Below are 24,855 nucleotides of genomic sequence, written 5' to 3'. Positions count from 1 at the left end.
AAGTCGGATGTCAGGAAAACCTGGGTTCTCTCTGTCTTCTTTTCCCTTTCTTATTCTCTCGTGAAACCACAAACAATAAACACCCCAAAGTTATTGAAATGTGCGTTGATGAATGACTTGTAGATTTTTATGTTCTTCAACCTGGCCTGTTCGGCGCAACATTCTCAGACGGATTTCTACAACCAGTCGGGCGTCTGAACGGCTAACGGGTTCAAATTTCAAACCGCTTGGCCCGTGAGTGACTAAAAAAAACAGTCGTTGGGCGTACAGCGTGGTAAACAGTTCTTGATTATCCTCAACTTGACATACTCTAAACAGTAAGCCAAAGTTGGGGTGATTCATGTAAGTTTCAGTTGTCATTCAGCCTAAAATTTAGCAAATAAGTAGCTCTCTAAAACAGTCGATAGCAGTCAGATTGAGCAAGTTATGAAATCTAACTCTACCATCTATTGGCAGTCATAAAGATCCAGATATCTAGACAGGATACTGAACAAGGTTGTTGACATCCTCCCCTCCAATAAATTCTTTCTCCTGTAAGATGATCTCTGTTGTTTTTGACTGTTTTCTAGGGTTACTAGAGTGAGTTTCTGAGGTTCAACTGAGCGGATTCTCAGATCCTTGATAGCAGGACTTGAGAACTTAAAATTTGGGATCAGACCAGGCTCGAATCATTATAAATTGCATCATCGCTTATGGGTTTGCTGTTAATGTAAACTTTACCTTTATAGATTCTGTAAAACATCCCCCTCATCCCCAGTGCTTTGAGGATACTCAGAAAACCAGTCCGAGGTAGTCTCTAGGATAGAGCTATCTGAGATTTACAATTATAGAAGGGTCGGGGTCACTGATCAATGTTGAAATTGGCTGAAAAGTTAAAGTGTACTGGAAAATTTACTAATCTTCAATCGGTTTGACTGAAATTTTTCCGAAATCGTCTTAAGCTTGCGCTCCCAAAATAAACCGCAGCGTCCAGAATACAGTTAAAGCAGCCAGTGCGAACCGATCAACCCATCGGATTTGCAGTTGATACCATTTGACATGATGTTGATTAGGAGTGGTGAAACCCCTCACCGTCATCGCACTCGCCATCTGTTCGGCTCGTAGTAATAAATTTTCTAACAAGCGTTCCGCAATCATCAACCAAACTTGAGTGGCTCGGCGAAATCCGAGTTTTTTCCAGTTAATCGCTCGGGTTCGCACAGAGCGGACTAAATTTTGAATTTCTTCTAAAACTAAGGGAAAAAACCGCAGGGAAAGCGTCAACGTTAAGGCGATTTCGGTGACGGGTAAGTTAAATCGTCGCAAGGGTTCCATCACATTTTGAATGGCGGTGGCGATTTCTTCGGAAGCTGTTGTCAGCAAATATAAGTTGGTGCTGTAGACCAGTGTAAACAGTAATGTACTGACGCGAATTCCTAAATCAACCGAGTAGCGAGTAATTTTTAATGGCCCTTGCTCGACTAACACATAGCGATAAGAAGTGGGTTGGGGTAAAGGTGTAGTGATCTGTTCTGGGGGTTGAGGGAGTGCAAAGCTAATCTCATCAGAGGGGAGACGGGGTTGATGTTCGGCGATAATTCCATCGGGCATTATACAACTGACGACAAACAGCAAACTACAAAACATCAGCAGCCAGCCCATTTGTCGTTTCCAGACTCGCAAAGGAATTCTCGCACCAAGAGTAATAATAATCAGTAACCCCACCAACGCGAGTCGCCAAATGGCGTTAGCTAACAACGGCGCTAACAAAAAACTCATCAACCAGGCTAGTTTGACTCGCGCATCCAGTCGATGTAGCCAGGTGATTGGTTCTTCTAAATATAAACCGATCGGCAGCGATCGCAATAAATCCATGATTTCAATCCAGCAGGGAACAGGGGACAGTTATCAGTGAACAGCGCGAACTCGCGGCCCGGCGGTTTCCGCCGAGAGCGAAGTTCGTAAGAGAGTTATCAGTGACCAGTAAAGAGGTTGTAGTCAATAGGCTACAGTGAACAGTGAACAAAGAATAGGTTACGACTGCCGGACAAGGAAAAGAACTGGTACGGGTAATTCATCAATTGCCCCTACAACTGTCAACTGCAAAGACTGGTGAGAGTTAAACTTTTGTGGCTCGGTTGGCTGTATTGCGTTCGACTTCTCGGGCTGGTTTCCCGCGCCAAATTAACCGAATAGGTGTGCCTAAAAAGCCCAATTGTTGGCGAAATTGACTTTCCATATAACGACGGTAATTTTCATTAAATCGTTTGGGATCATTGACAAATAATACCAGTGTTGGCGGTTGGCTACTGACTTGAGTCCCATAATAAATTTTCCCTTGTTTACCCTGGCGAGTGGTGGGGGGAGAATGCCACCTGACGGCTTCTTCGATCACGTCATTAATCACGGCGGTACTAACGCGGCGTTGATGTTCGGCGACGGCTTGATCGACTAAATCGATAATTTTTTCTACTCGTTGTCCGGTTAAGGCACTGACAAAAATGGTTTTCGCCCATTCGATGAAATACAGTCTTGATTTGACTTCTCGTTCGTATTCTAAAATGGTGTAGGTATCTTTCTCAACGGTATCCCATTTATTGACGACAATTACACAAGCGCGACCTTCTTCTACGATGCGATTTGCTAACTTGAGATCCTGTTCGGTGACGCGATCAACGGCATCAAGCACTAACAGCACAACATCGGCTCGACGAATGGCTTTAAAGGCACGATTAATGCCAAAAAATTCCGCCCCATATTCGACATTTTTTTTGCGACGAATTCCGGCTGTATCAATTAAACGGTAAGTCTTTTCGTTGCGTTCAACGACGGTATCGATCGCATCCCGAGTTGTACCAGAAATCGGGCTAACAATGGCGCGATTTTCTCCTAAAAAGGCATTCAATAAACTGGATTTTCCAACATTCGGACGCCCGACAATTGCCACTCGAATTTCGGTGGATTCTTCGATTTCATCACGGCGGGGAATATATTGGATTAATTCATCGAGTAACTCGCCTGTCCCACTGCCATGTATGCTGGAAATGGGGAAAGGATTTCCTAAGCCAAGTTCCCAAAATTGCATCGATTGCATTAAGCCGGCTGTGGGAGATTCGCATTTATTCACGGCTAAGAGTACCGGAACCGAATGTTCACGCAACCAACTGGCGATCGCTTCATCTCCCCCCGTTAGCCCGACTTGTCCATCTACTACAAAAATCGCGACTGTGGCTTCTGCTAAAGCGACCATCACCTGTTCACGAATCAGGGGCAAAAATTCGGTATCATCATCAAAAATCAAGCCTCCGGTATCGACCACCGAAAACTCTCGATCTTGCCAATAGGCGTGGCGATAGGTGCGATCGCGAGTCATCCCCGGTTGATCGTGAACAATGGCTTCTTGGCTTTCAGTGAGGCGGTTTACCAGGGTAGATTTACCTACATTTGGGCGTCCAATAATTGCGACAATCGGTAAGGGCATGGGGTTTAGAGCAGCTCGTCACTGGCAATCTTCTATATTCAACCTTCTATTGTAGCGAGTTCTCTTGGAAATAGAGACAAAATGTGAGAAAACCCTGAGAAGGGTCTGAGGTCAATTTCATTAATTTTCAGCATTTTCTATTTTACATATCATCTGTTTCCCAAGTTTAGCTTCTATCTTAGTGAATGTAAGGAAATCGGAAACGGAGATAAGTTTATGCTCATCAACACTTTAAAAACGGTTAGTATCGCTTCTGTTATTCTCTTAAATACAGTGATCGGTGAAGTGGCTTTGACCTCTGTCGCTTCGACGCTTCCCGCCTCGGCTGCAACTCCATTGATCGCTCAAAATAATAATATTATTGCAACGGGTTCTTTTGTAACAGTTGAACAGGATCATCCCACGAAAGGAATGGCTCGGATTGTTACTGAAAATGGTAAACGGTATTTAGAATTTGATGGTGCATTTACCACAGCTCAAGGCCCTGATGTTAATGTCATTTTACATCGAAATAGCACAATTCCAGTTAAACCTAAAAAAGAAGAATATATGACACTGACCTCTCTACAAAGTTTTGAGGGAGCGCAACGGTATCTACTTCCGGATAATCTGGATATCAGTCAATATAAGTCTGTTGGGATTTGGTGTCGTAAATTTGATGTGACATTTGGTTATGCAAGTTTTTAAGGTTTAGATCAGTTAAAAACAAGGGGCTTAAGCCCCTTGTAAAGATTCTATTTTTTCTCAAACTTACCGTTGTAAGTGATCAACAAAAGTTTCCGGGTGTTCGATAGCGTTTTGAGTATTTTCTTTCAACTTCTGAACGTTGCGTTTTGCTCCAGATGCTACATCTTCTGTGAACTGTTTAGCAGACTGACCGACATCTTCGGAGATATTTTGCACTCGTTCATTCAGTGGGGTTCCCTGTCTGTAATTTTCGGCAAATTCTTCAGGGCCATTCACTTTGCTAACATTTCTCTTTGCATTTTCTACTAACTCATTAGCCTTGCGTTTTGTGTAATTGCTCGGTTCTGTATCCATATCTTCATAAGGATACATTCCACCTGATTTCTTCTTCTGAACAGGTGCATAAAGCTCTTTCTGCTGTCCTTTACTGCTGTGATATTCTCCCGAACCTGTAATATTAGGAGCCGGAGGTTTAGCATTACAAGCCGTTGTAACAACGACTAAAATCCCCGCTAAAACAATAGTTAAAACACTTTTCAAAGAAGTAGATTTGATAGCGCCTATTAATCTTCTAATCATGCAAACTCTCCTGTAGATTTTATGGCTGTTATTTTGCAATTTAACTTGCTGTTTAATACTGTAAAAAAATAGCTAATTATTTACCTCTGGCTTAAGAAATATTTTTGAGGATAGAAGTTCAACGGGTTTTATAACTCAAGAGAGAGGAGACTGAGAAAAGAAGATCTAAAAATTATAGGTTCTCTCACCTTTGATATAAACTCAATGAAAATTTATCTTCATTAGGAAGATTAAAACTTAACTCTATTTTACACTAATACTAATGCAAAAAATGTGTTATACTGATGGGATTTTTGGGATGGGTAAATTCACCCCCACGACACAAAGACTCTAAAACTCGCTCTTGGTGTTCCTTGTGTCTTAGTGGTTTTTCGTCTGTTAATATTTTACATCGGAGTCACTTCAAACTGACTGATGATTTTACATTTTCCCCGTCTTGCTTGCGCTGAAGACGAGGATCTGTTCTAAGCTTTGTTTAGCTGGCGATACCGCTCAAAACTATGAGAGAGCTTTTTCGATTTCAGCCCGTAAACTCGGATCATCTGGAGCAATTTGAGGTTCAAAACGAGCGACGACTTCACCTGTTCGCCCCACCAAAAACTTACCAAAGTTCCAGGCAATATCTGGCCCTTCACCGATGAGAAATTGATATAAAGAACTGCGCTTTGCTCCGTTAACATCTTGCTTTTCCAGTAGGGTAAAATCTACTTCGTACTTGCTTTGAGTAAAGGTTTTTATTTCTTCGGGAGTACCGGGTTCTTGAGCGCCAAACTGGTTGCAAGGAACGCCAACAATTTCAAAGCCACGAGCTGCAAATTCATTATGTAGTGCCACTAGACCTTTATACTGAGGTGTTAAGCCACATTTGCTCGCAACGTTGACAAAAAGGATGACTTTATTGGCCAGTCTCTCGGGTGAAAGGGGATGTCCTTCTAAGGTTTTTAGCTCAGTGGGTAAAGGCATTTTTGATGATGATGTCGTAGTACAGATCTTATTATTAAATAAGCGCACTGAAATTTCAAACTTTCCCCAAAAATTCTTTAAAAACTCAGTCTGTCCGTTGATTTTTGGGCTACAGAGCTCAATCTCGGTTGAACCCACCCTTACACTGAAAAAACTCGTGAGGGGTTGGGCGGGTTTATTAAGCTGGTTTGTGAGAGACATAAATCTCGACTGAACCCGCCCCTACATTGGTAGGGATATTGATGAATTCTCCCTAGTGTAGCCATGAAGGTAAAGCTAAAAGTTCGGGAATTTGCAATGGTTCAAGAGGGGAATAAAGCCTTGCAGCTAAGATAAAATTGACAGTTTTTTGAGCTTTTGATCTCTGACTCAACTGAGTTATTAATTGTTGATAAAATTCCTGTTCGGTTTCCGTTAACGGTTCGCCGATAAAATCACTTCTATAGAAAAGTTGAGAACATTTTCCGATAGAACTTTGCTCAACTGATTCTAACTCCGTTTCTGCTAGAGTTAACCAAAAATCTGCTAGTTGTCGCCGAATTTGACGTAATTCTTCTACAACAGATTGATTGGACGGATCAATACGATATAAGTTTAGACAACCTTGTAGGCGATTCTGATATTGTTTATTTTGAAGATCAAGAGTATTTTGAGTTAAGGTTTCCGGTGTGAGTTTTACCTGTGCTGCGGCTAATGTCTGTTCAACTTTCTGCAAAGCTTGTTGATTTTCAAATACCGTTTGATAGTCTTTTATTAACCAACTGGGTAAACGTTTCTCTGCATCTCGAACTAACATTTTTCCGGGGACATAATACAACATAGCCGCCATTAAACAGTTGAGTGAATTTGGATGTTTTAAACCCGTTGCGACTTGAGTAAGTTCATCGACAAATTGACGTTCAGCTTCGATTAAAGCTTCATGCTGAATTCCGCGACTGAGTAACACTTGATAACCATTTCCCATATGTCCTTTGTAAACTTCTTCTAATTGATCAGGAGAAATTTTTAACCAATATTCCGCCATCACTTTACGAAGTTGCCGTAAACGTTCGATAATAGCTTCCTCAGAGGGATTAAGTGTGTAGAGATTAATATGATGAACTAACTCCGATAAATAGTCTCGTCTGGCGATCGCTGTGTTGAGAGGAATTTCAGGAAATTCTTGCTGTTGTTTCAAAGTATTGAACAGTTGCTTAAATAGCGACTCCATCTTTTTAGAATAACGATAGCTATCTAAAAATGGAGGATTTTTCTGCATTTTTTCTGCAATATTTTGACTATATTTTTGTCGGAGTTTAGCATCTGTCGCCAACTGAACTGCTAAGTTAATATAAGCATCTTCGCTGTCAACAATTAAGTCATTTAAAGCTAGGTATTTTAATAAAGATGATCCCATTTTTGAACGGAAAGAATCACCCTCTTGAGTAATGGTTACTAAACCAACTTCTAATGGATCAACCAAAGAATTCACCCCAGAAAAGGGATAGGAATCTAAATAAACATCTGCTAATTTTAGATATTGTTTAATATCCGTTCGACTGGGTTGAGTGTCTAAAATCATCAGACGACTCGGTTTAACATTGTAACGTTCAAAAGCGGTTTTGAGGGTATTGAGAAAAGGAATTCGAGCATAATTAGATGTCCAGTTGGGGTTAAAGGGATAGAGAATTAAAACAGAATTCGGAACTTTTGCCAGAATTTTTGCCCAAGTTTCTCTCAACTCCGGTATAATTTTATAAAAGTTCGCACCCGAGATAAAAACAACCGTATTTTCATCAAGTTTAAAATCAGAACGTTGAGGATGAACTGTTGGTTGAGCAGGTGGGATAGCGTAGTAATTAAAACAATGTGCAGTTCCTTCAATGACGGCTAATTTTTCACTATATTGTTGGGGTGCTTGGGGAGATTCCGTTAAATTTCCAGAGATATAATAATCAATATTTCGCATTCCCGTTGTCACACAAGAAGAAGTCGAAGTGACTTGAATTCTTGCGAGTCGATGTAACGCTAACAGGGTAATAGAATGGGTGACTGCGGTTACATTTGTACCAATTAAAAGGATGTCTAAATCATCAGCACGAATGGTTTTTACTTGATCGCTTAATTTTTGAGGAAGTTTGATCCAACGATCCGCACGACTCTGACAATATTTTTCCAGAGGATGATTGTTGATTTGACAAGTGTAGAGAATAATTTCAAACTGATTTCTATCAAGATGTTCAAAAACAGGTAACGTTGAATAGGTTTCCGTTTGGGGGTTCCAGTGAGTGCTGAGAATTCCTAAACGAATTTTATCTAGGCTTTCAGAGCGTTTCGGAAAGGTATAATCTAGTTTATTACCCTGACTTAAGAGCGCTAACTCCATAATTTCCGCTCGTTTTATATAGATATCTTTGAGATTTTCAGAACTAAAATAAAGCGGAATCGCGTTCATTCTAAGCAGAAACACATTAGCGATATCTTGCCAAGTTTTTGAGGTTTTATCACTAAAGATTCGACTATGAAGATAGTCAACCCATCCTTTCAGATAAGAATAATAACGTTCAACTTCTCCGGTTTGCTGAAAGAAATGAGGTGGTGTCAGCATAAATGTCAGATAATCATTCACAAACCAGTTGGGAATAGGAGCGTTTTTGTACCATTGAGAGGGGAGTTGATGGGGATAGCAATACAACATTGTGGCGAGGAGATGTGGGATAGCATTAGGTTGATTTAAACCCTGAGAAAGATAGGCTATCCATTGATTAACAGCTAACTGTTCATCTTCAGTTAACGGTTCATTTTTTATCCCAGTATTGAGTAAGGTTTGGTGAATTTTTCCGCAATCTTCTGTATAAAAATTATCTAATTTTTCCAAGGATGTATTCAGCCAAAATTGTCCTAATGTTTGGCGGATTTTTCGCAGTTTATCTAAAACAGTTATATTTTTGGGATTTTGGCGATATTGTTCTGATAGAGTTGTTACTTCTTTCAAAATACCATTTAAGTCTTGAGAACCCCATATTTCTGAACTGAATAGCTGAATAATCGCATCTTTGACAGGCTGAGACTGACTACATTGTACTGCTGCTTTAATTTGTGCGATCGCTGTTTTTTCTTCCCCCACTCCTAACATTTGTTTCGCCGTATTTAACGCATAAAACGCATAATGTTCTCGGGCTTGTTTAGAGAGTGTTTCTGCTTTTTCTGGTGGAAGATAAGACTGTGAAATTTCAATAGATTGGAGGGTATCTAAAATATTCCCTCCCGTTTGCAATAAGCGAGATGTCCAAGAAGTCGAATGTAAGCGGTAACAAGCGAGTGCTTTAGGTTCATACCAAATGGGAAAATAAGCTGCAATTCGCTTCCACATTTCCCAATCTGCTGCTGATCCAGCTTCTTTACAGAAACCTCCTAAACGTTCGTAGGTACTTCGTTTAACAACAATTGAAGAGGGTTGAATACGTTGAGACGTTGCAATTTTTTCTAGCCAATTTTCGAGTAAACCGGGTGTTTCTCGTTCCAAAAATGATAGAGATCGCTGACGATTGTTTTCATCAACATAAAAGTGACGACAAAATGCAGCACCAATCTTTTGATTTTGTTCAATTGCAGTTCGGAAACTTTGATAAAATCCGGGTAACACAAAGTCATCATCATGTAATAAATGAATCCAATATCCTTGAGCGCGTTGTAAACACAAATTAAAGATTGCAGTTTGACCAATATTTTGTTCAGGATGACGATAAAATTTAACTCGGTTGCTAACTCGATTGACAATTGCTTCTAGTTCTGATTGTATTGTCGCATCTGGATGATCATTAATCACTTCTATCTGCATTTCCTCTGGAGTGAATGCTTGTTCTAGAACACTTTTCAGGGTTTGTTCGAGATATTTAATTTTATTAAAGGTGGGAATCATTACCGAAAATAAGGGTCTTTGAAGATGAGGATTTAAAAGTTCAATACTCGGAAATATTCTCTTTCTATTTTCGGCAATGATCTGATTTTGGGGTTCTACAGATAGTAACGGGTTGTGTTGCTGACTGCTATGACTGACATCAGATTCACTCACAAAAGGTTGATATTCTAGAGTGATAGATTGTGTGAGAACTTGTTCAATAAATTGATTAGCAATTTTAATTAAGTTTCCTTGCAATTGAACGGGATTAATTTTCTGCTGTTCTCGAAGTTGGCTTGATAATTGACTATTGAAAAACTCAACAAACAAAATACCATATTTTTGCCAATTTTCATTACTGTAATTCACAGAATGTTTAAGGTGATAAGCAATCGGTGTCACCAGGCGTTTTAACGTCCATCCTCGTTGTAAAGCGATTAAAGGAACCCAAAAATCCCACCAAGGTAAACCCAAGCAAAATGAAGTCTTGGGAAATGCTGTTAAAAATTGCTGGTTAAAGAAGAAGAAATCAAACCCTTTATCATAAATTTCTCCTGGCAATTCATTAGAAGACTCAATATCGATGCGAGAACCAAAAACAACGGCATTTTCAGCTTGTTCTAGAACCCAAGAATAAAATTTTTCATCGGCTTTTAGCTGCACGTCTGAATTAACAATTCCACAAACTTTAGAGTTTTGACCCTGTAAAAAACTAAGAATATCATCGAGATAGATTAAGGGTTTTCCAACTTCTGCTTCAGCATCACGAGTAACGGGATGAAAAGTTACATTCTCATACAAAGTTTGAAGCTGTTTAATTTCCGAAGAAGTATTGAGGGATACGACAGAAAAGCCTAGTGATTTCCAACTGGCGATCGCAGTTTTTTGTTTTTCTAGGTTGTTCGGTGCGATGCTGGTAACAATTGTTATTTTTTCTTTGATGTCTTGAACTATATTTAAAAGAGATGAACTGATCATATTAGCCATTTTTTTCAGCTCAATGATATCTTCTTCATTGAGTCGAAGAACTTCCGGTGTAGGAATTTCAGCCTTATACAATCCTTGCTGAATCAATTGTAATTCGGCTGTTGCCACCTGTTCAACTTCTTGAAAATACTGCTGTTTATAGAGGTTTGAACGTTGATTATTATAAACACGAAAACCTCCAATTAACGCCTGAACTCGATACAAAGGAGCATAACGAGAAAAACGTAACCACAGTTCAAAATCTGCCGCTAATTGCAGATTATTTTGTAACTTCTCTCCTGCTTTTTCCCATAACGATCTTTTCCAGAATGTACTTTCTTGTTGAATCCATAGATGTTGAAGTTGAGGATTATCTCGAACATTTTGCTTTTCTAATAAGAGTTTTCTTGACCAAGGAAGCTGATAGCTTGGATGTTGAATTCCTTTTCCTTGTTGATTCCATTCTGTTGGAATTCCTGTTATCCATTCAACCTGTTGATATTGAGTAAAAACAGCCGCGACTTTGAACAAAGCATCTGGATGGTATTTGTCATCAGAGTTTAACCAAGCCATAATATTCCCTGTTGTTTGGCTAAATCCCCTATTGATTGCAGCATAATGACCCCCATCGGATTGACTTTGCCAATGAGTTAAATACTTTTCATATTTTTTGATAATTTCCACCGAACCATCTACACTTCCCCCATCCATAATAATATATTCTAAGTTCGGGTAGTTCTGACTTAAAACTGAGTCAATACAGGCTTCTAAAAACTCAGCTTGATTGAGAGAAGGAGTAACAATTGAAATTTTAGGTAAAGACTGATGTATCCTGATCTGTGGAGATGAAACTTGTTTATGCTGGGATTGTTTTTGCCAGAAAATATTGTAGGAAGCAGGTTTACCAAATTCTTGATAAGATTTTTGGGTTATATGCTGCCAGTAGTGATTATAAGCTAATTCAGGCATGACATATAAATCTGAATCCTGCCGCATTTGTTCAAAAGGAATTAAAGGATTCAGAGTTTTAAGCTGATTAAATAGGTAGGTTAAAAGTTTATTTGTCCAAACTTCTTGAGGCTTGATCACAATATCAAAGCAATGAAAAGACCATCCTCCTGGCTTTAATACTCTATCTATATCCTGACAAATTCTTTGATAGTTTGTTTCATCTTCAGGAATATGTTCTAAAGTAGAAATACTGAAGACACCATCAAAATATTCTGAAGGAAGTTCTGAGTTAAAATTCCCAATATAATCTTTGATCAAACGATAACCTAACTGATTATCAACTTGAGTTGGGCCATTTCCAGCACCTTCTAATTTATCCAGATTCCAGCACTCATAATCCTGTTTTAACGCTTGAATCACTCGGGAATTTCCACCCCCAATTTCTAAGAGTTTAGATGCGGGAGGGAGATGTTCGATAATCAGATTATAAATTAATAAATCTTGATAGGCTTTAAGATCGCACTGATTAGGATTGAGAGTTGTATAATATCCAAAGCGACGAAATTCATTAAAATGACTGCGTTTGGAATAGGTAAACTTCTGAAAGTGCGTTTTTTTATTTATATTTGATGTCTTTATTTTTTGAGCTATTTTAACCAAAGTTGAACTGACAATATTTGCCATTGTTGACCAATTAAAGCCTTGACATTGGGTTAAACCTGCCGATATTAAAGACTGACGCCTTTCTAATTCTTGAACAGTCTCTAAAGCCAGAACTAATTCTTCAACATCATCATCTTTGACATAAATTGCAGCAGTTCCCGCTACTTCTGGAATTGCACCATTTCTACAGGTTATGACTGGACAACCACAAGCCATCGCCTCAATAATTGGAATTCCAAAGCCTTCATATTTTGAGGGATAAACTAAAGCAATTGCACCGGAATAGGCAGCTTTTAACTCCTGATCACTGAGCCGCAGTTGATGAACCTGACTATCTTGAACATAAGCTTTTAACTCGGGTTCTATTTCAGCACTTCCACCCACACAAACAATTTCTCTGTCCAATTTATTCGCAAGTTGAGCAAAGGCTTGAAAAAACAAGATTGTATTTTTATATCCTCCGGCTCCCACTCGCTCCCCAACTAAAATAAAGTAAGGTTTTGCAATCCCATATTTTGATTGAAAGTTTTGAATTTCTTCCGTTGATGCTGGAGTAAAGATGGGTTTCGTTCCACAATGAGCAACAGTAATTTTATCAGAAGAAAATTGAGGAAAATAATGTGTTAAATCACGAGCTGTATTTTCAGAAATAGAAATTGCAGCACAAGCCTGTCGAATTGCATAATGTTTTTCTCGCCACATCGGATCATTGAGATTTAATCCCAAACGTTCAGGAATCATGTCATAAGCCATGAATACTGAGGGTGTTGTTAGTGGCGTTGTATAATAAGTAGAGATAAATAAATCCGCTTGTTCTTGATCGCAAATTTCCTGAAGCATTTGTCGATCTTCGTTGGTTTTACTATAGTCATAAGCCGGAATCGTTCGATACTCAATTCCCGGAATTTTCGGAGCCGTTCCCGCTCGATCTAAAACGATAATATTTTTAGCAAATCCATAGTTTTTCCATTCTTTGAGCAAGGAAACCCAAACTTGATAAATTCCCGTTTTTGTAATTTGAAAAAATGCTCCATCAATAATAATTTTTAAAGTATCATTTAGTTTTTGTTTAATTTTAGAGCCTTCCACTGCTTTGGAAAAATCCTTTTCAATTAAAGATGGAAGCTGTGACTTTGATTGATGAATAGATATAGAGTTTATCCAAGAAAATTCCGTTAATTTTTTTTCGGTTAATAAATGTAAACTATTCCCATCAGAGTACAAATTTAGATCAAATCGTTTGGCAATTTCAGCCAATGATTGTTGAGTATAGATGGCAATATGTTGACCTTCGTTAAGGGCGTAGTACCACCATTCATTTGGCTGGGGATTATGCCCTGGTAATAGTTGCGTGCTAAAGAATATATTTCTAGAAATTTTCAACAGTTCTTCAATTTCTTGAATCGGATCGACAAAATGTTCAAAAACCTCAAAAGCAGTGACCAATTCATATCTTTCTTTCACGGTTCCCTCAAACCCTTTAACAAATAGATTCTGGCAATATTTATCATAACCGTAAAAATCGAGTCCTGAATCACGCATTAACCGCACTAACAAACCATAACCACAACCATAGTCCAAAAACTTTCCCTGGGGGTGAAAATTCGATAAGATTAACTTTTCAGTAACTTGAGAAAGTTGTAAGTTTCGAGAAACCAATCCAACATCACTGGCAGCAATCGGACTAGAATAAGCTTCTTGCAGCCAAAATGGATCTTCAGTCTGCACAAATCCACAGACCGAACACTGAAAATAACTAATATCATAGCGATTTAAAATTGTAGCTTCAGAAAACTTTGAAGAAGTGTTTTCACAAATTTTGCAAAACCTAGTGCTTGAGGAATTAGAGTTATTCACAGTTTGGTTCTCGCCGATGATTCTGAATAATAAATTGGTCTTTTGCCGTGTATGCTCTAACGAAATTGGATTGAATTCTCATTTCTCTTATAAACCTATCAGAGAATCATCCTTGTTAATGAGTAGATGTCTGTTGAAGTATGGATTACAGCAGCATCTAAAATCTGTGGGTCTTCATTGTAATTGCTCCTGTCGTAACCGATAACGAGTCAATCTCACCGTACAACCTTACACCGAACGTCGAACTTGCGATCGCGATCCCCAGGATTGGTGAAAAATACGTTAAGATTGGTAAACATAATAAAAAAGATACCAGAGTCCACAGGACTCGGAGCAACATTAGGAGGATAGACCCCGGTGAACAAACGCTGGAGAAACGCAGGCTTATACGCACTTTTAGCAATCGTTGTCATCGCCCTGGCAACCGCCTTCTTTGATAAACAACCTCAAACACGGGAAACTTGGAAATATAGTACCTTCATTCAGGAAGTCGAAAATAAGCAAGTTGAGCGGGTTAGCCTGAGTGCTGATCGCTCTAAAGCCCTGGTTACGGCTGAAGATGGTTCCAAAGTCATGGTTAACCTTCCTCCCGATCCCGGCTTGATCGATATTCTGAGTCAGAATAACGTTGACATTTCCGTGATGCCTCAAAGTGATGAGGGTTTCTGGTTCAAAGCTCTCAGCAGCTTATTCTTCCCTATTTTACTGTTAGTTGGCTTATTTTTCCTGTTGCGTCGCGCCCAAAGCGGCCCCGGAAGCCAAGCCATGAACTTTGGCAAGTCTAAAGCGCGAGTTCAAATGGAACCCCAAACTCAAGTCACCTTTGGGGATGTAGCCGGAATTGAACAAGCCAAACTCGAACTCAGCGAAGTGGTAGACTTCCTGAAAAACGCCGATCGCTTTACCGCCGTTGGTGCGAAAATTCCCAAAGGCGTGCTGTTAGTCGGCCCTCCTGGAACCGGTAAAACCCTCCTCGCCAAAGCCGTCGCGGGTGAAGCAGGTGTTCCTTTCTTCAGTATCTCCGGTTCAGAATTTGTAGAAATGTTCGTCGGTGTGGGTGCGTCCCGCGTCCGTGACCTGTTTGAACAAGCCAAAGCCAACGCTCCCTGTATTGTATTCATCGATGAAATTGACGCCGTTGGTCGTCAACGGGGTGCGGGTTTAGGTGGTGGTAACGATGAACGGGAACAAACCCTCAACCAGTTACTCACCGAAATGGATGGTTTTGAAGGCAATACCGGAATTATCATTATTGCCGCCACCAACCGTCCTGATGTCTTGGATGCAGCGTTAATGCGTCCGGGTCGTTTTGACCGTCAGGTTGTTGTTGATCGTCCTGACTACGCGGGTCGTCTGGAAATTCTGCGGGTTCATGCACGCGGCAAAACCCTCGCTAAAGACGTAGATCTCGAAAAAATTGCCCGTCGGACTCCTGGGTTTACCGGGGCTGACCTGTCGAACTTACTCAACGAAGCGGCTATTTTGGCGGCCCGTCGCAACTTAACCGAAATTTCAATGGATGAGGTGAACGACGCCATTGACCGCGTACTCGCAGGCCCCGAGAAGAAAGATCGGGTAATGAGCGAAAAACGCAAAACTTTAGTCGCCTTCCACGAAGCGGGTCATGCGTTAGTCGGTGCGTTGATGCCAGACTACGACCCGGTACAAAAAATCAGCATTATTCCTCGTGGTCGTGCGGGTGGGTTAACCTGGTTTATGCCCAGTGAAGATCGCATGGACTCTGGGTTGTTCAGTCGTTCTTATTTGCAAAATCAGATGGCCGTTGCTTTAGGCGGACGTCTGGCGGAAGAAATTGTTTTCGGCGAAGAAGAAGTCACCACTGGCGCTTCTAACGACTTGCAACAGGTGACTCGTGTGGCGCGTCAAATGATTACCCGTTATGGGATGAGTAACCGTTTGGGGCCTGTGGCTTTGGGTCGTCAACAGGGGAATGTGTTCCTCGGTCGTGATATCATGTCTGAGCGGGATTTCTCCGAAGAAACAGCCGCAACCATTGATGATGAAGTTCGTAAGTTAGTTGATGAAGCTTACGTTCGTGCTAAAAATGTGTTGATGGAAAATCGCCACGTTCTGGATAAATTGGCAGAAATGTTGATCGAGAAAGAGACGGTTGACTCGGAGGAGCTGCAAGAACTCTTAGGAAATAATGATGTTCGAGTCGCTGCGATCGCCTAGTTGATCGTTCTCATCTGAGAAACTTAATCTTAATCAGGCTACTCTAGGAGATTCTAGGGTAGCTTTGATTTTTTCTCAATGTTTTATATGGTATATTAAATATATACTTACGAAAAAAAGGTAAATTACTGTGGATGCAATAGATAATAAGGTGATTCAGCATCTTATGGTTCAGGGTCGCATCACCTGGTCTGAACTGGCCACCCTCTTGGGGCTGTCTGCACCTGCAACCGCCGAACGAGTCAGGCGCCTAGAGGAACGAGGTATCATTCAAGGGTACAACGCCCGTATTAACCCTGAAGCTGTCGGTTGTGAACTCATGGCTTTTATTGCTGTTACTCTACAACAACCGCAATATCGCGACGCTTTTTTGCAACGAATTCAGGAAATATCCGAAGTGATGGAATGTCATCACGTCACCGGGGATGATGACTATTTATTGAAGGTTCGCTGTCAGAATACTCGTCATTTAGAACGAATTGTCAGTGAACAAATTAAAGGTATTTCGGGCATTTTAAGAACTCGCACAACGGTTGTTTTATCGACATCAAAAGAGACTTCAGCAATTCCGCTACCTCCCTTTGAACGTGAAGTTGAGTAGGTTTATGGAAATTAGTTTTTTCTTAAAAGGTTTGTTGGTGGGTTTCTCTATTGCAGCCCCAGTCGGGCCGATTGGTGTTTTATGTATTCGTCGTTCTTTAACCTATGGAAAAAAAACGGGGTTTATCTCCGGTTTAGGGGCGGCGACGGCGGATGCAATGTATGGCTGTATTGCGGGATTTGGGTTGAGTTTAGTGTCTAATTTTTTAGTCAGTCAACAGGTTTTATTCAAGATTTTTGGCGGATTATTTCTCTGTTATTTGGGCTGGAAAACTTTTTTAGAAAAACCCGCAACGGAAGCCGCAACATCCAATCAAATTGCTGGGGCTTTTGCTTCAACTTTTTTCTTGACGATTACCAATCCTATGACGATTTTATCTTTTTTAGCTATCTTTGCGGGATTGGGACTCGCCACTGCAAATCATTATCTAGATGCTGTTATTTTAGTCTTGGGCGTGTTTATCGGATCAGCATCTTGGTGGTTGTTGTTGGCGAGTGGGGTGAGTTTATTTCGAGAAAAATTTAGCGATCGCACCCTGAAAGCGGTTAACCAAATTTCTGGTGTAATTATCTTAGGATTTGGTATGATAGCTCTAGTCACAGGCATCAAAGGTTAACTCTTTTTAGACTCTATCATGTTTCCTAGTTTTCTTCCGGCCCCAGTCCAAAAACTGACTGAATTAACTTCAATTACCCTCGCCCAACAAATCGAATCTCACCCCATTTCTACGCCCTTGAGAAAAGAACCCATTCTCACCCGTTATGTTCATCAAGGGAGTCAAGGAACGCCGATTTTACTGTTGCATGGTTTCGATAGTTCGGTACTAGAGTTTAGACGATTATTGCCGCGACTAGCAGCTAACAATGAGACTTGGGCGGTTGATTTATTAGGATTTGGGTTTACTGAACGAGATGTTAATATCATCATCAATCCTCAAGCAATCTCGACTCATTTATACTATTTTTGGAAGACTTTAATTAATCAGCCTGTGATGTTAGTTGGCACTTCAATGGGCGGTGCAGCAGCCCTTGATTTTACGCTAACTTATCCCGAAGCGGTTCAATCTTTAGTTTTAATTGGAAGTGCCGGAATGAGTTCTGGGCCGATTTTAGGAAAGTTTTTGTTTCCTCCTTTAGACAATCTGGCGACTGAATTTTTACGCAATCCTAAAGTCAGACAGGGAATTAGTGAAACGGCTTATTTTGATCAAACCTTTGCTTCTCCCGATGCCCAAGTTTGTGCAGCCTTGCATTTAGAAATGCCTGTTTGGAATCGTTCTTTAATTAGCTTTACTAAAAGTGGCGGATATGGGGCTTTTGGTAAAAAGTTAAGTGAAATTCAGCAGCAAACATTAATTTTATGGGGGGAAAATGATCGAATTTTAGGGACAGCAGATGCCCAAAAATTCCAAAAAGCGATCGCTAATTCTCAATTAATCTGGATTAAAAACTGTGGTCATGTCCCCCATCTAGAACAGCCCCAAATCACTGCACAGCATATTTTAAACTTTCTATCATAAAATTTGGTTGCAGTCATTGAGCAAAATTTTATGTAAAATTTTTAGGAAGGGCGACAACAATAGGAGTCAAACTGGGTAAACTCATAACAAGAGTTGATGATTTGTGCCTAATCGTGATCCTGCCCTTGAACCCATGAACACTGTTTTAATTGTCGAAGATTCTCACAGTCAGCGAGAATGTATTTCCTATCAGTTAGCTTGGAATGGAATGAATGTCATTCAAGCTTATGATGGGATTGATGCTTTGAATAAACTGCAAGCGACTTGTCCTGATTTGGTTTTGTTGGATGTTGTCATGCCTCGAATTGATGGCTATCGCCTTTGTCGTTTAATTAAAGCCAACCCCAAAACACAGAATATACCCGTTGTTTTTATCACCGGAAAAGAACAACAACTGGCAATTTATGAAGGTATCAAACACGCCGAAGCTTATGTGAGTAAGCCTTGGCAAACTCGCGAACTTTTACAAACCATTAAACGAGTCTTACTCGAGGCTAAAGGTTCTACAACAACCTTCTCGGCTGATGCTTGGTTTAGATATGGTATTTTAACGCTAAAACTCATTAAATTCTACGAAAATCGAACTTCTGCTTGGCAAAAATCAGGTGATCAAATTCTCAAGTTATACAAAACGGCTTTAAATGCCTTTCAGCAAAGCTTAGAAATTAACCCCGATCATTTATTAGCAAGTCGAACCCTGAAGATTACCCAAAATAAATGGGAAAATTTACAGCAACAACTTGATCAAACCCGACCTTGCCAAGTTTGTTTATATTATCATGGTCAGGACGGAATTAACTGTGCTGTTCATCCAAATGGGCCGATTGATTTGTTCTGTTTGGACTGGGAGATCAACGAAATCATTATTGAAAACTAAACTTGAATCTGTGCAAGCATTTTGGCTTCTAGTTTTTCTAATAAACTCGCAATATTTTGACCTGATTTTTCAAAACATTCGGGCGGATTTAATTCCGGTTCAAAATAGATCAGTTTAACGCCATTATTTGCAAAACCAATCATTAAAACCTCTTGTTCAGGTTGGTAGCCATCGATTAATCCTAAGATTTCTTGCAGCTTATTATTCACGCTGTTATTCAATTTTTCAAGAGCTTCTCGTGAACAGGAAATAAAATGAGGGGTTGGTATGATATCAATTCCTAGTGTATTGTCATGTTCAGTTTGTTCTTGATAAAATCCCCAAGCTAACGCTGCTAATTCTTGCTGATTATTGTCAACAAATCGATCTAACTGATATTGCCAACTTTTTTCGTCTGGTTCCGGTTGAGTGCTACCCAAAATCGTCATTTTTATCCTATTATCATTCAGCTAAATCTATTTTAAAACAAAGGTGATCAGATTGAAAGCACTTTCACTCTAAAATCAACTGTAGTTTTCTTCAGAAACCGGATTTTTCCCCCTCCCCCACTTCTCGAAGAAAGTGGAGATAAAAACCGCTCATAAATCCTCAAAGTTTATCGGAGGAAAATAATTTTTGCTCTTAGTATTTTAAATCACATCGGCTTCTCGTTAATTTTACTTAAAATCTCAATCTTAAATGATCTCTTATTCTATTTTTATCCGTATAAACCTCTTATTTAAGTTCAAGTTTATTTTTATTTTTCAACTTTAAAATCTCCGGATCTATCTCGTCATTCTCGAAAAAGAAGTTAGAACAAATTATCCTTCTTTTAGGAGACGAATCTATATGATTCTCAGTAATGATCATCTAGATGCTGTAGTTATAAACAGCCTTGATACTTCTTTTGCTAATGATTTACAAACATTTAATACAGTTACTATTCCCTCCTCTAATGAATCTGACTTAATTTTGAGTATAAACTCTTTAGTTCCCAGTCAAGGATCAGATAGCATTCTAGGAACAGAAGCAAACGATATAATATTTAGTTTAGCAGGAGATGATACCGTTTTTGGTTTAGGTGGGGATGATATTTTAGGCGGAAATGAAGGGAATGACTTTTTGGTTGGAAATCAAGGAAATGATACTCTTTATGCCGGAAAAGGGGATGATACTTTAACCGGAGGTCAAAATAATGATATCCTATTTGGTGATATTGGTAATGATATCTTATTTGGCGATCGCGGTTCAGATGAGGTACTCGGAAACAATGGTAATGATATTCTTTATGGTGGAAAAGAAAGCGATCTCGTTGCTGGAGGAGCGGGAAACGATTTGCTTTTTGGTGACTTAGGAAATGATACTCTATTTGGCGATCGCGGATCGGATACAATTACAGGTGGAGAAGGAAACGATACATTTTATATGGGTGAAGGAACTGGAGGATTTAGTATTACTGAAGCCGATATTATCAATGACTTCAACTCCGAACAAGATTCGATTGGGTTACTAAATTTACTCAGCTTTGATGATTTGAATATCTATCAAGGTACCGATGAATTTTCCAGTGATACTATCATTCAAAATAAAAATACAAATGAATTCTTGGCAATTCTCAAAAATGTTAATAGTAACACCTTGAATTCTGATGATTTTATATCACCAGATTCAGATAATCAACCGACACCAACACCCTCACCCATTCCCGAACCTGTTCCTGAACCTACTCCCGAACCTGTTCCCTCACCCATTCCTGAACCGACGCCAACACCCGAACCTGTTCCTGAACCTACTCCCTCACCCATTCCTGAACCGACGCCAACACCCGAACCTACTCCTCAACCGACGCCAACACCTACTCCTATTGCGGGAACATTAGGTTTTTCTCTGGCGAATATTGACGTGAATGAAAATGCAACAACCGCCACAATTACTGTTAATAGAACCGGGGGAAGTGATGGAACTGTAACTGTTGATTATGCTACCGAAAATAACACAGCTTTAGCGGGAATTGACTACACTGCTACATCAGGAACCCTCACATTTGCTGATGCTGAACTCAGTAAAACTTTCACCGTTCCAATTCTTGATGACACCTTAGTTGAAGGCAATGAATTGTTTAATTTAACGTTAACCAATGCTACAGGTGGCGCGAGTTTAGGAACAGCGATTTCTACGGTTAATATTGTTGATAATGATGTGTTGATGGCAGGAACAATTAACTTTAGTTCTCCTATATTTAGTGTTAACGAAAACGGCACACCAATAACAGCAATTACCGTTACCCGAACCGAAGGAAGTCAAGGCGCTGTTAGTGTTAATCTCACACAAACAAACGGAACAGCAACTTCTCCATCAGATTATACCAATGCACCAATAACTGTTAACTTTGCTGATGGGGATAGTACAGCAAAAACCGTGATAATTCCCATTATCAATGATACCACATTTGAACCCATAGAATCCCTAAATTTGGTATTAGAAGCACCAACAGGCGGTGTAATTTTGGGAACTCAAAATACAGCCACCTTGCAAATTGTTGATAATGATCCAAGCAATAATCTTCAACTCAGTAGTGCAACTTACTTAGGAACAGCTAATAATGATGTAGCCAGTGCGGTTGAAATTTCTCCAACCGATCAAGCGATTATTATTGCCGGAAATTTCAATGGTGCAGGTGAAATTCGTCGCCTAACAGATGGGAATACAGCACCCCTTTCAACAACAGCTTTAGGCGGTGTCGTTAACGATATGGACGTTGATCGAGATAGCGGTGAAATTGTCACAGTCGGCAGTTTTGGGATTAAAGTTTATAATCAAAATGCCGGAACTGTTTTATGGTCACAAACAGGAACATTTGACCGAGTTGCAGTTGCAAATGATGGCACCATTGCCACACTAACAAATAGCAATGATACCGTTACATTGTGGAGTTCAACCGGAACCCAATTAGCCACAACAACCTTAACCGGAACCGATATTCGTCCGGCTGATATTGCAATTAATCCCACAACAAAACAAGTCTATTTAACCGGATTTAATCAAGTCAGTGCCGATTTACAAACACCATTTATTCGCGCATTTGATACCAATTTAACCCAAATTTGGAACACTTGGGATTATAGTGCAGCCCAAGTTACCGGACAGAATTTAGGGGCAGATACACGCGGAGAACGCATTACTTTTGGACAAAATGGCGGACTCTATTTCTTGGGGAAAACAGACGGCGGAAATAACGTTTATCAACGGGATGGTGAAGATATTAGCCAAGCATTAGCCACTAAAGTTGATGTCGATAAATACAACAATTTTTCCGGCGCAGGTTCCGGTTCATTCACCTTCCATGCTAAAATTAATCCAACAAATGGAAGTATCGAACGAGGTCAATTTATCTTAACCAACAACGGAACAAAACCGAATAGTTTCACCCCCAATTCTATCACTGCCGATGAAGTTGGAAATGTCTATATTGGCGGTTCATCTGCTTTTCAACTTCAAAACCGAGATACTCAACAAATTAACGGTGAAACAGTTGGAAACTATACTTTGGGTGAAATCGCAGTGTTAGGATTAACCCCTGATTATACTGTGCGAAAATTCTGGACTCCGTTAACTCAAACAGGTGATACCGATGGTTCATCAGGAAGTATTAATGGCTTTGCTGTTGGCAATGGTACAGCAGCGATTTTTGCAACCATTACTAAACCCGCAGTTGCGACTACTCCCGGTGCAATTAATCCCAATCCTTTAGGCGGAAATGATACTTATTTAGCCCTTTGGAATATCTAGAAATCACCTAAAATAACACCTAAAAAACTGTAGGATGGGTTAGCGAAAGTTTAACCCATCTTTCTTTTTTAGTGGGGATTAAAAACCCGGTTTCTATCAGAAACCGGGTTTTTAGGATTTAGTTTAGACGGAGAAACCGGGTTTCTCAACTCAAAATCTAGGCGACAAGCTAAAAGCAGTTGTAAGAAACCCAGTTTCTGATACTACTTACAATCGAATATTTACCGTCTTAATTTCGGTGTATTGCTGCAACCCATACTCACCCAATTCACGGCCAATTCCTGACTGTTTAAAGCCCCCAAAAGGCGCCGCTACATCAAACGCATGGTAAGTATTAATCCAAACCGTTCCCGCCCGAACACTGTGAGCAACTTTATGGGCTTTTGTGATATCTTTCGTCCAAATTCCTGCGGCTAAACCATAGATTGTATCATTTGCCCGTTGAATGACTTCCTCAATATCTTTGAATTTGATCACACTCATTACCGGGCCGAAAATTTCTTCACGGGCGATTTTCATGTGATCTTGAACATCAGCAAAAACCGTCGGTTCAATAAAATAACCGCGATCGCCGACACGTTTTCCACCACATAAAACTTTAGCCCCTTCATGTATTCCCGACTCAATATAACTCATCACTCTTTCAAACTGAACATCATCAACTTGTGGGCCTTGTTGAGTGTTTTCATCAAAGGGATCTCCGACTCGGCGCTGTTGGGCTTTTTCTGCACATTTCTGCACAAATTCATCATAACAACTTTCTTCCACAAACACCCGTGAACCCGCATTACAACATTGCCCTTGATTGAAAAATAAACCCAGATGAACCCCGGCAATAGCAGCATCAAAATCAGCATCCGCAAACACAATATTCGGACTCTTTCCACCCAATTCTAAAGTCACTCGTTTCAGGTTACTTTTAGCAGCCGCTTCCATAATTAAATGTCCGACTTCTGTTGAACCTGTAAACGCAACTTTATCAATATCCATGTGATGAGAAATCGCAGCACCCGCAGTAGGCCCGTAACCGGATAGAATATTTACAACTCCGGGCGGGAAGCCTGCTTCTAATATTAATTCCCCAATTCGTAAGGCAGAAAGTGGCGTTTGTTCCGCCGTTTTTAGAATCACAGTATTTCCCGCAGCCAACGCAGGGCCGAGTTTCCAGGCTTGCATGACGAGAGGGAAATTCCAGGGAATAATTTGACCCACAACCCCCACAGGTTCATGGCGAGTGTAGCATAAATGAGGGCCGTCAACCGGAATGGTTTTGCCTTGAATTTTATCCGCCCAACCTGCATAATACCGATAACAAGCGATCGCAAACGGTAAATCTATTGTCATCGACTCGCCGATAGGTTTCCCATTATCAAGGGTTTCTAAAAAAGCGAGTTCTTCCTTATTTTGTTCGATTAAATCGGCTAATTTATACAGAAGTTCACCCCGTTTTCTTGCCGACATATTCGGCCAATCTCCAGAATTAAAGGCTTTGCGGGCGGCTGTTACCGCTTTTTCCACATCCGCAGCATCGGCTTCAGCGACATCACAAATCACCTCTCCTGTCGCGGGATTAATAGTCTCAAACCGCTTCCCAGAAACGCTGTCTACCCATTCATTATTAATTAACAGTTTCGTCTGGCTGACTTTAACTTTTTCTTGAGGTCGTGCCGTCGTTACCATAAGTTTATCCTAAATTGAGTTGAAAATTGAGAGTTAGTTCTATTTTGATGAGCAGATTGAACAATTAGAGTAAACTTTAGATTTTTTTTAGACTTAGATTGACTCTCCTAAATCTGTTAAAATAATAAGTAATTCTACTGGGTTTGAGTTCAAGTCTTAAATGTATTGTTTGATGAATCAACCGACTCAGTTAAAATTTATAATACCG

General features: G+C 40.1%; 15 protein-coding genes. 7 read left to right on the top strand and 8 right to left on the bottom strand.

The features are described 5' to 3' along the window. Positions 1–90 precede the first annotated feature (90 nt). From pipX to der, 3 genes are all read right to left on the bottom strand, one after another. Complete coding sequence (gene pipX / locus VB836_RS16905) at positions 91–360, bottom strand: transcriptional coactivator PipX (protein WP_046278979.1); 270 nt, start codon at positions 358–360, stop codon at positions 91–93. 576 nt (positions 361–936) lie between these two features. Continuing rightward, positions 937–1,854, bottom strand: coding sequence for an energy-coupling factor transporter transmembrane component T family protein (locus VB836_RS16900; protein WP_046278981.1), 918 nt, complete (start codon positions 1,852–1,854; stop codon positions 937–939). Positions 1,855–2,098: 244 nt separating this feature from the next. Then, entirely contained in the window at positions 2,099–3,460 is a 1,362-nt protein-coding gene (gene der, locus VB836_RS16895) for a ribosome biogenesis GTPase Der (RefSeq protein WP_323220884.1), read from the bottom strand. A 216-nt stretch (positions 3,461–3,676) separates the two neighbouring features. Between der and VB836_RS16890 the strand changes: the two genes are divergently transcribed. Then, positions 3,677–4,147: a DM13 domain-containing protein gene (locus VB836_RS16890; RefSeq protein ID WP_049560112.1), complete on the top strand. Its 471-nt coding sequence runs from the start codon at positions 3,677–3,679 to the stop codon at positions 4,145–4,147. A gap of 63 nt (positions 4,148–4,210) precedes the next feature. Here the strand turns inward: VB836_RS16890 and VB836_RS16885 are convergent, their stop codons facing one another. The 3 genes from VB836_RS16885 to VB836_RS16875 all read right to left on the bottom strand — a co-directional run bounded on the left by VB836_RS16885 (position 4,211) and on the right by VB836_RS16875 (position 13,877). Next, positions 4,211–4,726, bottom strand: a complete 516-nt coding sequence (locus VB836_RS16885; RefSeq protein WP_323220882.1) for a hypothetical protein — start codon at positions 4,724–4,726, stop codon at positions 4,211–4,213. Positions 4,727–5,224: 498 nt separating this feature from the next. Next, a complete protein-coding gene (locus VB836_RS16880; protein WP_323220881.1) occupies positions 5,225–5,689 on the bottom strand; it encodes a glutathione peroxidase in 465 nt (154 codons plus the stop codon). A 253-nt stretch (positions 5,690–5,942) separates the two neighbouring features. After that, a complete protein-coding gene (locus tag VB836_RS16875; protein ID WP_323220880.1) occupies positions 5,943–13,877 on the bottom strand; it encodes a glycosyltransferase in 7,935 nt (2,644 codons plus the stop codon). Between the two features lie 486 nt (positions 13,878–14,363). On the opposite strand from VB836_RS16875, the gene ftsH3 reads away from it, so the two are divergent. The 5 genes from ftsH3 (at position 14,364) to VB836_RS16850 (ending at position 19,199) form a co-directional block, all read left to right on the top strand. Further along, positions 14,364–16,202, top strand: a complete 1,839-nt coding sequence (ftsH3, locus tag VB836_RS16870; protein WP_046280289.1) for an ATP-dependent zinc metalloprotease FtsH3 — start codon at positions 14,364–14,366, stop codon at positions 16,200–16,202. A gap of 130 nt (positions 16,203–16,332) precedes the next feature. Continuing rightward, positions 16,333–16,803, top strand: a complete 471-nt coding sequence (locus tag VB836_RS16865) for an Lrp/AsnC family transcriptional regulator (RefSeq protein ID WP_323220878.1) — start codon at positions 16,333–16,335, stop codon at positions 16,801–16,803. Between the two features lie 4 nt (positions 16,804–16,807). Next, positions 16,808–17,419, top strand: coding sequence for a LysE family translocator (locus VB836_RS16860; protein ID WP_323220876.1), 612 nt, complete (start codon positions 16,808–16,810; stop codon positions 17,417–17,419). A gap of 18 nt (positions 17,420–17,437) precedes the next feature. Continuing rightward, the gene (locus VB836_RS16855; protein ID WP_323220875.1) at positions 17,438–18,322 is read left to right on the top strand and encodes an alpha/beta fold hydrolase; all 885 of its coding nucleotides are present in this window, start codon (positions 17,438–17,440) and stop codon (positions 18,320–18,322) included. Between the two features lie 133 nt (positions 18,323–18,455). Then, a complete protein-coding gene (locus VB836_RS16850) occupies positions 18,456–19,199 on the top strand; it encodes a response regulator (RefSeq protein ID WP_323220873.1) in 744 nt (247 codons plus the stop codon). On the opposite strand, the gene ccmS is transcribed toward VB836_RS16850, so the two are convergent. Next, positions 19,196–19,627 (bottom strand): beta-carboxysome assembly chaperone CcmS, encoded by a 432-nt coding sequence (ccmS, locus tag VB836_RS16845; RefSeq protein WP_323220871.1) that lies wholly within the window; start codon positions 19,625–19,627, stop codon positions 19,196–19,198. The genes VB836_RS16850 and ccmS overlap by 4 nt on opposite strands. A gap of 400 nt (positions 19,628–20,027) precedes the next feature. On the opposite strand from ccmS, the gene VB836_RS16840 reads away from it, so the two are divergent. After that, positions 20,028–22,967, top strand: a complete 2,940-nt coding sequence (locus VB836_RS16840; RefSeq protein ID WP_323220869.1) for a Calx-beta domain-containing protein — start codon at positions 20,028–20,030, stop codon at positions 22,965–22,967. Positions 22,968–23,174: 207 nt separating this feature from the next. Here VB836_RS16840 and VB836_RS16835 read toward each other — a convergent pair whose 3' ends face one another. Then, positions 23,175–24,647, bottom strand: a complete 1,473-nt coding sequence (locus VB836_RS16835; RefSeq protein WP_323220867.1) for an aldehyde dehydrogenase family protein — start codon at positions 24,645–24,647, stop codon at positions 23,175–23,177. Positions 24,648–24,855: the final 208 nt, after the last annotated feature.

The organism is Limnoraphis robusta BA-68 BA1 (assembly GCF_034932365.1).
Taxonomy (GTDB): Bacteria; Cyanobacteriota; Cyanobacteriia; order Cyanobacteriales; family Microcoleaceae; genus Capilliphycus; species Capilliphycus robustus.
Note: the sequence above shows the minus strand (reverse complement) of the source record. Positions and strands in the feature narration are given on the sequence as shown.

Excerpts from the sequence above, each read along its gene's own strand:
- pipX (WP_046278979.1), bottom strand. The coding sequence starts at position 360 with ATGACAACTGAAACTTACATGAATCACCCCAACTTTGGCTTACTGTTT.
- VB836_RS16900 (WP_046278981.1), bottom strand. The coding sequence starts at position 1,854 with ATGGATTTATTGCGATCGCTGCCGATCGGTTTATATTTAGAAGAACCA.
- der (WP_323220884.1), bottom strand. The coding sequence starts at position 3,460 with ATGCCCTTACCGATTGTCGCAATTATTGGACGCCCAAATGTAGGTAAA.
- VB836_RS16890 (WP_049560112.1), top strand. The coding sequence starts at position 3,677 with ATGCTCATCAACACTTTAAAAACGGTTAGTATCGCTTCTGTTATTCTC.
- VB836_RS16885 (WP_323220882.1), bottom strand. The coding sequence starts at position 4,726 with ATGATTAGAAGATTAATAGGCGCTATCAAATCTACTTCTTTGAAAAGT.
- VB836_RS16880 (WP_323220881.1), bottom strand. The coding sequence starts at position 5,689 with ATGCCTTTACCCACTGAGCTAAAAACCTTAGAAGGACATCCCCTTTCA.
- VB836_RS16860 (WP_323220876.1), top strand. The coding sequence starts at position 16,808 with ATGGAAATTAGTTTTTTCTTAAAAGGTTTGTTGGTGGGTTTCTCTATT.
- VB836_RS16855 (WP_323220875.1), top strand. The coding sequence starts at position 17,438 with ATGTTTCCTAGTTTTCTTCCGGCCCCAGTCCAAAAACTGACTGAATTA.
- VB836_RS16850 (WP_323220873.1), top strand. The coding sequence starts at position 18,456 with ATGAACACTGTTTTAATTGTCGAAGATTCTCACAGTCAGCGAGAATGT.
- ccmS (WP_323220871.1), bottom strand. The coding sequence starts at position 19,627 with ATGACGATTTTGGGTAGCACTCAACCGGAACCAGACGAAAAAAGTTGG.
- VB836_RS16840 (WP_323220869.1), top strand. The coding sequence starts at position 20,028 with ATGATTCTCAGTAATGATCATCTAGATGCTGTAGTTATAAACAGCCTT.
- VB836_RS16835 (WP_323220867.1), bottom strand. The coding sequence starts at position 24,647 with ATGGTAACGACGGCACGACCTCAAGAAAAAGTTAAAGTCAGCCAGACG.